The organism is Flavobacterium crocinum (assembly GCF_003122385.1).
Taxonomy (GTDB): domain Bacteria; phylum Bacteroidota; class Bacteroidia; order Flavobacteriales; family Flavobacteriaceae; genus Flavobacterium; species Flavobacterium crocinum.
Genome location: NZ_CP029255.1, coordinates 173,327 through 187,116, shown reverse-complemented (window position 1 = coordinate 187,116; position 13,790 = coordinate 173,327). Strand labels below are relative to the sequence as shown.

12 protein-coding genes are annotated in these 13,790 nt (G+C 33.3%); 4 read left to right on the top strand and 8 right to left on the bottom strand.

Going from position 1 to position 13,790, the window contains the following annotated elements; translation table 11 throughout:
- The first annotated feature begins 12 nt into the window (after positions 1-12).
- Both HYN56_RS00925 and HYN56_RS00920 read left to right on the top strand, forming a co-directional pair.
- Complete coding sequence (locus tag HYN56_RS00925; protein ID WP_109190471.1) at positions 13-1,827, top strand: RagB/SusD family nutrient uptake outer membrane protein; 1,815 nt, start codon at positions 13-15, stop codon at positions 1,825-1,827.
- Positions 1,828-1,856: 29 nt separating this feature from the next.
- Positions 1,857-3,431, top strand: a complete 1,575-nt coding sequence (locus HYN56_RS00920) for a DUF4957 domain-containing protein (RefSeq protein ID WP_109190470.1) — start codon at positions 1,857-1,859, stop codon at positions 3,429-3,431.
- A 93-nt stretch (positions 3,432-3,524) separates the two neighbouring features.
- On the opposite strand, the gene HYN56_RS00915 is transcribed toward HYN56_RS00920, so the two are convergent.
- The 4 genes from HYN56_RS00915 to HYN56_RS00900 form a co-directional block, all read right to left on the bottom strand.
- Positions 3,525-4,097, bottom strand: coding sequence for a pentapeptide repeat-containing protein (locus HYN56_RS00915; protein ID WP_109190469.1), 573 nt, complete (start codon positions 4,095-4,097; stop codon positions 3,525-3,527).
- Positions 4,098-4,126: 29 nt separating this feature from the next.
- Entirely contained in the window at positions 4,127-4,336 is a 210-nt protein-coding gene (locus HYN56_RS00910) for a hypothetical protein (protein WP_109190468.1), read from the bottom strand.
- 63 nt (positions 4,337-4,399) lie between these two features.
- Positions 4,400-5,320 carry a helix-turn-helix domain-containing protein gene (locus HYN56_RS00905; protein ID WP_240622640.1) on the bottom strand — a complete coding sequence of 307 codons (921 nt, stop codon included), beginning with the start codon at positions 5,318-5,320 and terminating at the stop codon, positions 4,400-4,402.
- A 1-nt stretch (position 5,321) separates the two neighbouring features.
- Positions 5,322-5,885 carry a DUF6642 family protein gene (locus HYN56_RS00900; protein ID WP_109190466.1) on the bottom strand — a complete coding sequence of 188 codons (564 nt, stop codon included), beginning with the start codon at positions 5,883-5,885 and terminating at the stop codon, positions 5,322-5,324.
- 182 nt (positions 5,886-6,067) lie between these two features.
- On the opposite strand from HYN56_RS00900, the gene HYN56_RS00895 reads away from it, so the two are divergent.
- On the top strand, positions 6,068-6,673 hold the full coding sequence (locus HYN56_RS00895) for a 5'-methylthioadenosine/S-adenosylhomocysteine nucleosidase family protein (protein WP_109190465.1): 606 nt from the start codon (positions 6,068-6,070) through the stop codon (positions 6,671-6,673).
- Here HYN56_RS00895 and HYN56_RS00890 read toward each other — a convergent pair.
- The 4 genes from HYN56_RS00890 to HYN56_RS00875 form a co-directional block, all read right to left on the bottom strand.
- Positions 6,670-6,891, bottom strand: coding sequence for a hypothetical protein (locus HYN56_RS00890; RefSeq protein ID WP_109190464.1), 222 nt, complete (start codon positions 6,889-6,891; stop codon positions 6,670-6,672). The genes HYN56_RS00895 and HYN56_RS00890 overlap by 4 nt on opposite strands.
- Positions 6,892-6,905: 14 nt before the next feature.
- A complete protein-coding gene (locus HYN56_RS00885) occupies positions 6,906-7,727 on the bottom strand; it encodes an SIR2 family NAD-dependent protein deacylase (protein ID WP_109190463.1) in 822 nt (273 codons plus the stop codon).
- 231 nt (positions 7,728-7,958) lie between these two features.
- A complete protein-coding gene (locus HYN56_RS00880; RefSeq protein WP_109190462.1) occupies positions 7,959-8,408 on the bottom strand; it encodes a hypothetical protein in 450 nt (149 codons plus the stop codon).
- Between the two features lie 191 nt (positions 8,409-8,599).
- Entirely contained in the window at positions 8,600-8,971 is a 372-nt protein-coding gene (locus HYN56_RS00875; RefSeq protein ID WP_146194554.1) for a hypothetical protein, read from the bottom strand.
- Positions 8,972-9,340: 369 nt separating this feature from the next.
- Between HYN56_RS00875 and HYN56_RS00870 the strand changes: the two genes are divergently transcribed.
- Positions 9,341-13,474 (top strand): hybrid sensor histidine kinase/response regulator transcription factor, encoded by a 4,134-nt coding sequence (locus HYN56_RS00870; protein WP_109194692.1) that lies wholly within the window; start codon positions 9,341-9,343, stop codon positions 13,472-13,474.
- Positions 13,475-13,790: the final 316 nt, after the last annotated feature.

Genomic DNA, 13,790 nt, shown 5'->3' with positions numbered 1-13,790 from the left:
AATTATCACAAAATGAAACATAAATTAATAATAGCAGGATTGATAATTTCAAGTCTATTTAGTTCTTGCCAACAATTTGAAGACGACTATTTAGAAACAGACGCACCATCAACATTAAAGCCCGAATTGATTTTTTCTGATGCTGAACTAGCAAAAGGAGCTGTTGATGGAATAAAAGTGCCTTTTGCAGAGACAAACTCTTACAGAGGAAGATTTTTACCATATTATGGATTAAATACAGATGTAGAATGGTATAATGCATCACAAACAGCAGGAGATAAGGCTGATTTATGTGTATACAATGCAAGTCCATCTAATACAGAGATGAATAATATTACTAATGCTTATGCAATGATGTACATGGGTATTGAGCGTGCGAATATTTGTATTGATGGTATACGCAAATTTGGTAACCCAAAACCAGATACTGCAATGGGGCAGTTGTTGGGAGAAGCTTTAACATTAAGAGCTATTTACTATGCTGATTTGCTAAGAGCATGGGGAGATGTTCCTGCTCGTTTTGAGCCTATTACAACAGCGACTTTATACTTGCCTAAATCAAGCAGAGATGTTATTTACAAGCAAATAATTGCAGATTTGGGAGAAGCATCTACATTGGTGGCATGGCCTAATGCAACTGCATATACAAGTACTGTAGAACATGTAAATAAAGCTTTTGTAAAAGGATTTAGAGCACGTTTAGCATTGGCGGCAAGTGGTTACCAGCAATATCCTGATGGAGTAAGAAGAAGTACTGATCCGGAACTTTCTGTTGCTACTATGTATGCATTGGCGCTAAAAGAATCTCGTGAAGTGATTCAAAGTGGTTCAGCTCATTTAGAATCTACTTTTGAGGGATTATGGAGAAAATATAATGAAGAAGTTACTACTGCTGGTGGAGAATCTCTTTGGGAGCTTCCTTTTGCAGATGGACGAGGCAGAATGTTATTTACGTTTGCAGTAAAACACACAGCAGCTGTTGATCAGTTTCAGGCTAATGGTGCTAACCGTGGAGGTGTAGCAGGTCCATTACCATTTGTTTTCTACGATTATGACCAAACAGATACACGTAGAGATGTTACTTGTGTGCCTTATAAATATGGTGCAGCAGGAGCTAATAATATAGCTAAACAAGAGTTAGGTACTTTAGATACATGGTATTTTGGAAAATATCGTTATGAATGGATGAAACGTTATGTGACTTCTACTAATGATGATGGAGTTAATAAAATGTACATGCGTTATGCTGAAGTGCTGCTTATTGCTGCTGAAACTGCAAACGAACTTGAAGGTCCTAGTGCAGCAATGCCTTACTTAAAAGAAATTCGTAGAAGATCATTTTCTGCAGCAGATCAGGCAGTGAAAGTTGAAAACTATGTAAACTCTAAAAACAGTAAAGATGCTATGTTTACTGCTATCGTTGATGAAAATAAATATGAGTTTACAGGCGAAATGGAGCGTAAGCAAAATTTAATTCGCTGGAATTTGTTAAAAGTAAAATTAGACGAAGCTAAACAAAAAATGGCTGACTTATCAGCTCGTACTGGTAATTACGCTACTGTGCCGGCAACTTTGTATTACAAATACAGAACAGATAATGTAAGCTTAGATATTTACGGACTAAATAGAGGAGAAACAACGAACCCTGGCGCTACATATTCATCTATTACCTGGACCTGGACAGGTACAGCTGCAGATACTAAGATAAATTCATTGTACAAAACTGGAGTTAATCCTGATAATAGACAATTTTGGCCAATATGGAAAGTATTCATTGATGGAAGTAATGGTCAGTTAAAAAATGATTACGGTTATGAAAATCTTTAGGAGTTAATAATAAATTATAAGTTATTAAGATGAAAGCAAAATATATATATAAAGGATTAATAGCCGTATTATTTCTAGCAATTGGAATTTCAAGCTGCGACAGTTATAATGAAGGTTTATTAGATGGAGTTGGAAACTCAAGAGAGTTTTCTCCAATTGGACTTACAGCCAGAGTTAGGAATTCAACTACAGTTGAATTAAACTGGACCGTTAAGGCAGATGAAAATGCAGATCATTATGTAGTAGAATTTAGCCCGGATGATCCTGAATTTAAAACTATTTTCAAAACCATTAATGTTACTACAAACCAATTGCCAATACAAGTACCTTTAGAAGGAGAGACTACTTATTATATTAGAGTAAAAGCTGTAAGTGGTGCTGGTTTGGAAGACTCTAAATGGTCGATTACTTCTGCTGCTACAGCATCTGAACAGATTTTCGTTCCAATTAAACCGGAAGAAATCCAAGCAAATTCTGTTATTTTGAGATGGGCACCTAACAGTAATGTAACTCAAATTATATCTCAGCCAGGGGATGTAATTCACACTATAACAGCGGAAGAAAAAACAAAAGGAGAGGCAACTGTTACTGGTTTAACTCCAGAGACTAATTATACTGCTACTTTAAAGAATGGAACTAAAACTAGAGGAATACTAACATTTACTAGTGGTGTTGATCTTACAAAAGGTATAATAGTAAATCCAGGTGATGATTTAAATGCTAAAGTAGCTCAGGTAACTGGAGATTCAAGATTATTGCTTATGCCAGGTAATTATGTGACAACCGGAGAGATTATTGTAAATAAAAAACTGATCATTAGAGGAGTAAGACCAGAGAATAAACCTAAACTTAATGTCAAATTCACTCTTACTAATAATCCTGCTAATCCTAGCGAAGCAGTGAATTTGTCTCTTGTAGATCTAGATTTAAATGGAGCAGGTTTAACTGGAGGAGCTATTGGAATTGCAGCGACACAAGCGCAACCTTTAGGAGATATTTTAATAAGCAATTCTTATGTTCATGATTATCCTTCTCAACTTATGTACGGAAATGGTGCTGCTAGATTAAAATCATTTACAGTAGACAATAGTATCATTAAAAATGTAAATACTGCTGGAGGAGCTGACTTTATCGATTTTAGAACTACGTATGTTGCAAATGTAACTTTAACAAAAAGTACATTTGATAAATGTTCATCTCGTGATTTTATACGCTTGGATGCAGCAGGTGGTTTTACAGGAACAGGCTTAACAAGTAATGTGGTAATTGATGCATGTACTATATATGCTCCTACCTTACCTCTTGCGAGTAGAATTTTGTATGTACGTTTTGCATCAAATGTTTTAGCGGTACGTAATACGTTGCTTGCAGTTGGGGCGGCAGTTTATACAAACCAACCTACAACAAGTGTTCCTGGATTTGGGAATAATAATAATTTTAATTCACCAAATTTAAAGTTATCAGGAAGTAATAATACACCTGATGCAGCAGCAACGACGCTGGATCCGCAATTTACAAATGCGACTGCAGGAGATTTTACATTAGGGAACCAAACCTTAATGGATAATAAAATTGGAGATCCTCGTTGGATAAAACAACAATAAATTCATGGTTAATAAATAGGAAAAGCGGGATTACAAGTTAAATTGTATTCCGCTTTCTGTTTTTATGATCATTCTAAAAGAAGAACTTTTAAATTATTCAATAACTAAATCAAATTTCTCCAGTAATCCCGCAAGTGCAATGTACGAAACTTTAGTTCCTTTAATTTTATTTTCTGAAGGATCAAAAGCATAATTTCTGGAAGTTCTGAAATCAGTTTTTTCTAAAATACTTTCCACGAAAGTGGTACCGGAAAGATCACAGTTTTTAAAAACAGCTAAAGACAAATCCGTATTCGAGAAATCGGTTTCTTTGAGTGAACAATCTGTGAAGTTGGTTTTCTTTAATTTTTTATAAATGAAAGTAGAGTAGTCCAAAAGACAGTCTTCAAAATTCATGGAGAATAAAAAACTATTGCTGGCGCTAAAATCCAATCCCATTAGTTTACAACCTATAAATTTGATGTTTTTCAAACCAGTGTTTTTAAGAACTGCCAATGAAAGATTACAGTTTTTAAAAGTGGAATCTAAGAAATCGTTATGACTTAAATCACTTTTAGAAAAGTTACAGTTAAGGAATTCGCAGTTTACAAATTCTACATTCGATAAACTCTGATCAGAGTAATCTACGGTATCAAAAGTTCGGTTTTGATATAATTTGGTTTCCATATTATTTTGTGAAGAGATTGAGGGATAATTTATTCTAATTCGATACAATCAAAAATGCCATTGTTGAGAATTAGATTCGGAATATCAAGTTCGCTGTCGATTCTTAAAATATTATCGCAGTCTTCAAGATCAAAATTCCACTTAGATTCAGGCAATAATTGATCTAGTAATAAAGATGCCAACTCAAATTTAGCGTGGCTATCAACGGAAGTTTTAAAAACATAAATCATAATTTGCATTTTTTTCAAGACGCAAATTTCTGAAAAACATAAACTAATTTGTTAGGATGTACTATTCAATAATTAGGACTTATCAATCATTTTTCGATAACGGATTGGTGAAATTCCTTCTGCTTTTTTAAAGAAACGACTAAAGTAAGATTGATCTTCAAAACCTACTCGAGTTGCGATTTCACCTACAGAAAGAGTGGTTTGGAAAAGTAAATATTTGGCCTCTAATAATATGTTTTCATCAATCCATTTTACGGCTGATTTACCTGTTACCGTTTTGACACATTTATTCAAATGATTAGGAGTAACGCTTAACAGAGAGGAATAATAGTTGACCTGATGCTGGCTTTTTACATGATCGTGAATAAGTTCTTTAAATTTGGCTGTAATAACCTCAGCAGCCGAAATTCCTTTTGCTGTTTTCACTGCATATTTATTCATTTCATAAAAAAGAGTAATTAAATAGGATTGCACAATATTAAGATCTGTAAATGCAGTTTCAGAATATTCTTTTTTCAATCTTTCTAAAATATTGACAATCGAACCAATATCTTCCTGAGGAAGACTAACTTTCGGATTTCCTGAAATTTTTAAGAAATCAAATTCATTCAGCAGTTCACGGCTCCCATATTTTCTTATTAAAATATCGGGATGAAACTGACAGATAAAGCCTTTGTGTATGTTGTTGACATTTTCAAGAGAAAAAATCTGCCCGGCAGGAACCATAATCATTTCATTATCGGTTGTGATGTATTCCTGATGCCCTAATTTCATTACATGTTGTCCCGAAGAAATAAAGATTAAAGTGTGACAAGAATGTTTAGAAGGCGGAACAGGATGCTGCATTTGCATGATTTCCTCAATTTCTAAACAGAAAAAATGATCCGAATTGGATTTGAAAAGTAAATGTATGGGATTATCTTCTCCCAGAAACTTCTCCCGAAATCCTGATGGACTGTATGTCTTTATTTTCTCAGCGTGCTTCTTTTTCATTTTAATAGTATAATCTAAAATCAAGCAGTTTGCATAGATTATAATGTTTGGCATAAAGGTCTTCGACCACTTCAATCAAGTTATCGTTTTCCTGATACAAACTAAAAAAAGCTTTATCAATCGTACTGCAACTTGCAATTTTGTTATAAGTAGATCCATAGCCCGAAATGGCTCTTGCTCCGGTTATATCCAGAAAATATTGTGATTCTTCTTCATTTAAATCCAAAACTTTAAGATTGGCAAAATGAATAATTTTTCCTTTCATTTTTCCTTCAAAAAGTTCGGCGATTTCTTCTATACTATAATAATAATCGTGAAGACAGATATTATTTTCCTGACCCGGCATGGCAAGATAGATGATTTCATAATCTTTAAAATTATGATCTTCATAAAGTAAAATATTAAGACTTTCTTCAAGGCCTTCAATAGTATCACAAGTTTTATGAATGCTCGAAATGCCCTGGTCAATTGCCAATTCCTCAAGACATTTAACCACATGTGTTGGGGTATGATCTTCTATATCTTTAACGCCTTCAAGGCAGAAAATAAATTTTTCATTATCCATGCAGGTTCTCTTTCTGTTTTTTAAGGATAGAAACTCTTTTTACTGTTTCTAACAAAAGTATTTTTAAAAAAACAAAATTCAGCATAGAAAGCAGAATTTAACGTGTTTTTTGGATTTTAAGTTTAGGTTCGAGCCAAGTAACTTTTTAAATGTATTTTTGTAAACCGAAAATTAAATTACGCATGATACAAATTAATCAGACAGAATCTTTTGCTGTCGAAGATATATTATTCTTATTTGCTCTTGAATCTGAAGCAGCTGAAGTTTTTAAAGGACACAACGTTTTAATTACCGGAATAGGAAAAGTAAATGCAGCTTATGAATTAACTAAAGCCATACAAAATAAAAGACCTGCAGTCATCGTAAATCTGGGATCGGCGGGAAGCAGTTGTTTTCAAAAAGGAGAAGTAATCTGCTGTACCAAATTTGTGCAAAGAGACATGGATGTTCGTGGTTTAGGTTTTGCGTTGTATGAAACACCGCTTTCTGGTTTGCCTCCAGTTTTAGAATATGGACTAAAAATGGATAATCTTCAGGAAGGGATCTGCGGAACGGGAGATAATTTCGAAATGGGGCATTGTTCAGATGCTTATCAAGTGGTCGATATGGAAGGATATGCTTTAGCCATGATTGCCATGAAAGAGAATATTCCTTTTTTATGTTTAAAATACATTTCAGACGGCGCTGATGATAATGCTGCTGAAGACTGGACAGTTCAGGTTCATAAAGCAGCGATTGCTTATGGGAAAATTTTGGGATTGATTGAAGATAAGGAAGCTATTTATTAATTAGAAAAGCTTTTTATAAAATTCCAATTAGAATCATACATTCCAATTTCTAAATTATCATTTTTACTAATCAAATTATTAGCTTTATTTTCTGCATCTTCAATATCTTCAAAAGATAAAAAGGGTCTTGAATTTGTTTCACTTTTTAAGAATCTTGTTTTTCCATCAAGCTCAAGGATGATTCCGGTTGCTTTTTCGCAAAGTATTAAATTGTACATGGTCGTATTTTAAGTCAGTTGTATATTTTAATCATTTCCTTTATCATCTTTAAAGCTTCAGTCGATGTTTTACGAATGATAATTTTATTCTTTTTATCCTTTATCAAAGCGGTAAATTGATTGTCTTCTATATTGATGTCAACAATAGTTCCGCCATATTTTAAAGTAGTTTCTGCAATTGCGATCGGGAGATTTGTTGCGCCCGAAGTCCCCAGAATAAATAGTATTCCCGAATTTTTTGCAATTTTTAAAGAACTGAATTTTTTATTGGTTTTCTCATCATAATATTCATCAAACCATAAAATATTTGGTCTCATCCAGCTTCCACAACTTTGACATTTTAAAAGTTCTATTTCTCTTTCCGTCAGATCTTCGTCAATTTCTTTTCCTTTTATTTCTTCAGGTAGATTTACGATTTCTTTACAGCCGTTCGAACATTTTATTTCTCTATTGTTGCCATGAATTTCGAAAATTCTTTCGGTTCCGCTTTGTCGGTGTAAATTATCAATGTTTTGGGTAATAAGATGAAATCGGTCTTTCAGGATGTTTTCAATTTCAACCAATTCGTAATGACTTTCATTTGGTTTGGCATTTTGAAACATTTTCTTTCTAAACAAAGAATATTGCCAGACTTCTTCGGGATGTTCTTTAAAGTATTTAAAAGTTCCAAATTCTTCTGGTTTATGAAATTTTGTTCCTTTAACCCAAATACCATCAATACCTCTATAAGTTGGAATGCCGCTTTCTGAAGAAAGTCCAGCTCCTGTCAAAAAGGTAAAGAGGTTTCTTTTGTTTTTAGTGGAAACGTATTGTATTATATCTTCTAATTGTTGCATGTTTAGTTTCGAAAAAACAGAACCGTATTTTTTGATTAAATATAAATTAAAAATGGATACCTCAACTTTTTATCAAAGCTTTATAAATAAAAAAAAACGCTTTTGGCGAGTTTTTCTTTTTCTAATCTTTGTCGACGCTCTTTGCGTGCACGGAAAGAATTTCCACGCTATCGTTGCGTTGATATATCCGAGCGATCGGGTTTGGGAGTGGCTCGTCTTAGCAAAACAGAACTATATATACTCTATGTTAGTAAAATCAAAAACTTCGATAGATCCTATAAATAGTTCGTCATGTAAATCTATATCTAAATTGAATTTTATTCCTTTAAATAAAACGTGAAAAATCGAATCCTCATCATCATCGACATTATAAAATGAGGTAGTGCGAGTCATTGCTTCCTCAAATTTCATCCCGATATAATAGTCTTCAAAATTAATATGACTGTCCTTTATGATAATACTTTTTAAAAGCTTTTGACGATTAAAAATCAATATAACGCTATCCCATATCTTCAATTGATAATTGTGTATTCTAGGATTATTATATTCTTTTTCTAAAGTTTTAATTTTGTCATTACTTAGATAATCATAGAAAAGGGAGATATCTGAATCTAAGATAAATTCGGATATTCCGCAATTTGGATCTATTTTGCTTTTCAGAAATGTTTTATAATCGATCATTGTTTATGTCTTTGCTTTCAGAACCGAAAGATAGAGTAGTTGGTTTTGCTTTTTTAATAGAATCTGAATTTTCAATATCTGGTGGGTGAAAAGTTTCAAACATTTAACTTATATAATAATCAGTTATAAAAAAGATTACAAGAAATAGTGAAAGGGATTATTGTTATGACGAAAATTTTATTGTTTTTAAGCTAGTTGTTATTTATTTCTTCTTTGGAAAAACCTGCTTTTAAAATAATGACTGTATCTGTGATTGGTTCATTAAATAAAGCTTTTATGTGCCCTTTATACTTTTCAGAATAAATGATTTTGTAAAATTTCCCTGTGTTTTTTGAAAATCCTTCTGGAGATCTTCCCCCATTTGCTTTGTATTTCTTTCCGTCGATATAAAAAATGAAATAGTTTAACTGTCCTTTGCCATAATTGTCCTGAAGAACAAATTTGCCAATAGATTTTTTGCCTTTATTTTCAATATCATATTTGATCATATAACCATTTACAATGAAGTAAATAATGCTACTTAATATAATGATAAGAAAAGAGACTAAAATTCTATTTTTCATTTAGGTCGTTGTTTGCTTTAAATTTTTTCATTAAATATAAATTAAAAATGGATATCTCAGCTTTCTAATTTTAATTCAATAAAAACGGACTTTTTAAAATGACTGCCCTAGCCCAGATAGGAGCGATATCCTTTTGTGGTCTCGTAAAATAAAAACGAGACAACAAAAAGATATAGCGGATAGCTGGAATTAGCTCCAAATTAAAAAACTACTCTGAAAAATTAGGACGAAAAGTACATCTACACCCCTTAAAAAGAAAAAACTCCCTCCTTTATTTTTTGCAATAGCGCTATTTTGCAGTGCATTCGATTGATTTTTTTCATAGGTTTATTGAAATTAAATTACTCGGGCGTTTATTCTATTTTGTTTATGAAAAGCATCAAAAACTACATTTTAAGTTTTATTCTATTTTTTGCAACGACTGTCAGTTCATTTGCTCAAAGTTCCGATTTGTACTTTGATCATATTAACTATGATACCAGTTTTTCGCAGAGTATGATTTCGAGTATTCATCAGACCAAAAAAGGGTTTATCTGGATTGGAACGGCGAATGGTTTAATTAGTTATGACGGATATGATTTCCTGCGATATGTTTACAATAAAGACATACTAAACAGCATCAGTAATAATCATGTCAATGTAATTCTGGAAGACAATCAGAAAGAACTTTGGATTGGAACGAATAACGGACTGAATCTTTTTAATAAAAACGAAAGAAGTTTTGTACGTATTGATGTTCAGAAAATAAAGGGCGGACGAAATTATATTTCTTCTATAATTCAGGATGACGAAAACCGAATTTGGGTTGGAACTTTTGGCGGAATCAAACGCCTTAACAGACAGCAATATTTGCTGGAAGAAATTTCAAACGATCATAATTCGCCATTCAGAAAAAGCAGGGTTTTGTCTTTGTTTTATGATCGTAATTATGGCGTTTTGGTAGGAACTTCTAAAGGATTAGAATGTTTTGATCCAAAAAACGGTTCGAAAAAAACACTTCCAAAAGCTTTGGCAGAAAATGAAGCTTTGCTTAAATCTAAAATCTGGAAAGTCATCAAAGAAAAAAATGGCGATTTATGGTTTGCAACCGAAGCCAATGGCGTTTTTCATTTTGATGTCGATAAAAGTGTTATCAAAAATTATCTGCTCAATACAAGTAACAAAAATAGTTTATCCTCAAACTGGGTAAATGATATTGTCGCTGTGGACAATAATACGATTTGGTTTGCTACAAAAAACGGTTTGTGTGTTTACAAAAAAGACAGAAATCAGTTTACCAAATACGGACACAATCCTCTGGAAAGTTACAGCCTTTCTGACGATGATGTAAAATGCTTTTTGAAAGACCGTCATAATGATATTTGGATTGGGACGAATGGAGGAGGAGTCAATCTTTTTCAGAAAACCAATGCCAATTTCACCAACATCAGAGAAGTGGTTAAACCAAATTTCGGATTAAATACCGCTTTTGTGAATGCTGTTGCACGCGAGAATGACGGAACGCTTTGGGTTGGGACAAATGGCGGAGGTCTAAATTATTTTGATTTTAGAAATAACAGAAATGCCACTTATCAGATTGAAGGATATGATTTTGATAAAAGCGTGAATATGATTACGGCTTTGGTGAATCAGAACGAGCAAAATCTGTTTTGTGGGACTTTCAACGGATTATTTAAGTTTAATAAAGGCAGTAAAACATTTCAGTTTATCTCGCTTTCGCGAAAGGATTCCAAAGAAAGAGAACGTCCGATTACGTCTTTATTAATGGATGACGGAGATCTTTGGGTGGGAACCAACGGAAACGGATTGAAAAAAGTAATGCCAGACGGAACGGTCGAAATTTATATGGCAGACGGCAGTTCGAATTCGCTCAGCGATAATTTTATTACCGATTTGGTAAACCGAAAAGACGGACTTTGGATTGCCACACAATATGGTTTGAATTATTTTGATAAAAAGCTAAAACACATTACAAGAGTTTTTAAAGCTGGTTCAAAAAGTGGTTTATCCAACAATAGTCTTACCGTCATGTTTACCGATTCTAAAAACAGATTCTGGATTGGTGCAGAAAGCGGAGGCGTAAATTTATTTGACGAAAAGAAGGGCCGTTTCTACGAAATCAATCGCTCAATGGGTTTTACAGATGAAACCATCAAAAGCATTTCAGAAGATTCAGAAGGAAATATCTGGATTAGCGATAATAATTTGCTTTATAAGTTAAAAACCAAAAAGTTAAGTCCGACTTTTAGGATTTCGGATTTTGAAATTACTTCTTTTTCGTCTAAAGACGGATTGAAAGTAAAGCAGTTTTCTAATAATTGCAGTTTACAACTCAATTCCAAAGAATTGGTTTTTGGATGTTCAAATGGTTTGGTACTCTTTAATCCTTCAAAATTGATTAAAACCGAAGATAAAGCGCCGATTGTCCTGACGAAACTAATAGTGAATAACGAAGAAATCAGACCTGGAAATAAAGGGGTTTCATTGGAAAAACGCATCAGTGAAACTTCTGAAATTACTTTAAAACACGATCAGGGTTATATCGGAATTGAATTCAGCGCCATGAATTTTATTTCGCCTGAGAAAAGTGAATATGCTTATAAACTGGAAAGTTCGTTTAATAAAGACGAATGGCATGTGATAGGTTCACAACATTATATCAATTTAACGAATCTCAATTCAGGAACTTATACTTTAAAAATCAAAACGTCAAGCGGAGGCGGAGAGTGGAATCCGTCTGTTAAAACTTTAAAAATTATTATGCTTCCGCCATGGTGGAGAACCTGGTGGGCATATATCGTTTATCTTGGTTTATTAGCCGGAGCCGGAGTTTTATTGTTCCGTTTTTTAAGAAACCGAGAATTATTAAAACAAGCTTATTATCTGGAACAGGTTGAGAAAGAAAGACAGGAAGAATTGTATAAAATGAAACTGGATTTTTTTACCAATGTTTCGCATGAAATTAGAACGCCGTTGACCTTGATAAGCGGACCGGTTGAAGAATTATTAAACGGAGCCGAAAAGAATTCGAATCTGGAACATAAACTGAAAGTCATCAAAAACAATTCGGATCGATTACTAAAATTGGTAAATGAATTAATGGATTTTAGAAAAGCCGAGAAAGGAAGCATGAAAATCTATTGCGAACAGCAGGATATTGTTTCGTTTTGTTTTGATATTTATGAGTCGTTCCGTGGTTTTGCTGTCGAGAAAAAGATCGATTACAAGTTTGTTTTGAATATCAATACGGCTTTAATTTATTTCGATAAAAACCAAATGGAAAAAGTGATTTACAATCTGCTTTCGAATGCTTTTAAGTTTACGAGTAAAAATGGCCGAATTACTTTGGCTGTCGAGCAAAAAGAAGATTCTGATGCTATCGAAATTAAAGTTAAAGACAACGGTATTGGGATTCCCGAAAACAGGAAAAAGAAAATTTTTAAGAACTTTTTTCAGCTGGACGAGCGTGGAAGCGCCAATTTAGGAAGCGGAATTGGTCTGGCGTTAAGTAAAAGCATTGTAGAACTGCATCACGGAGAAATAAAAGTACAGACAGAAGCCGATGCTAATTTCAATACCATTTTTACGATTACTTTAAAGAAAGGAAAAGATCATTTTAAAAAATCGCAGATTGTAGAAAGTTCCGTTAAGATTGAAGAAAATGCGAATCCTATTTCGGATGTTAAAACCGAAATTCATCTTTACGAACCGGAATATCCGGATGATGCCGAAAATACTTCTAAAAAGACTGTTTTAGTGATTGAAGACAACGAAGAAGTGCTCTCTTTTGTCTACGATATTTTATACGTTGATTATAAGGTTTTGAAATTTACTGATGGAATACAAGCTTTGGAATACATGGAAAAAGAAATTCCGGATTTAATCGTAACCGATGTTATGATGCCGGAAATGGATGGTTTTGAGTTGTGCCGAATCTTAAAAACAAGTCAAAATACAAATCATATTCCGGTTATTTTACTGACGGCAAAATCTTCGACTTTAAATAGAATCGAAGGACTTTCGACCGGTGCCGATGCTTATATTTCGAAACCTTTCAGTATTGAAGAATTAAAACTGACGATTACCAATTTATTATCGGCCAAAGAAATCATGCGTCAGAAATACGGCGAAGGTTTTATTGCAGATGCTGAAGAAGAAAATATAAATACGCCGGAAGGACAATTCGTAAAAAAATTAATTCAGATCATCGAAGCCAATCTGGACAATGCCGATTTTGATGTAAATGATTTAGTGAATGAAATAGGTATGAGCCGAACTGTTTTGTATAAAAAAGTGCAAACGCTGACCAATCAGTCTGTGGCTGGCCTTATTAAAAATATGCGTTTAAAGAAAGCGGCGAGTCTTTTAGCTAATACGAGTTATTCGGTTTCAGAAGTTACCTATATGGTTGGTTTTAATGATCGAAAACATTTTAGCAAAGAGTTTAAGAAGTTTTATAATTTGTCTCCGAGTGAGTATAAAGGAACTCAGAGTAAAGTTTAACCGCAATCCCTATAGCTACCGATAGCAAAGTTTTTAGCCACAGATTATTATGATTAAAAGGATTTTAAAAATCTGTGTTAATCCTGATAATCTGTTGCTTATTTTTTTCATGGTCTACAAAGTTTTTTTACAATGCTTTGCGGACTTTACGTTTTCTATTGGCCAGAGATTTTATAATTAAAGTAATTTTAAGCTATAAATCTGCTCTGAAAGAGCAAAAAGCAATAGCATTATGCATCGCATCATGAGTAAAAAGAGCAATTCATAATCTAGCCCTGTAAGGGCGACAGCAATTTGATAGTTCTCTATATTCATG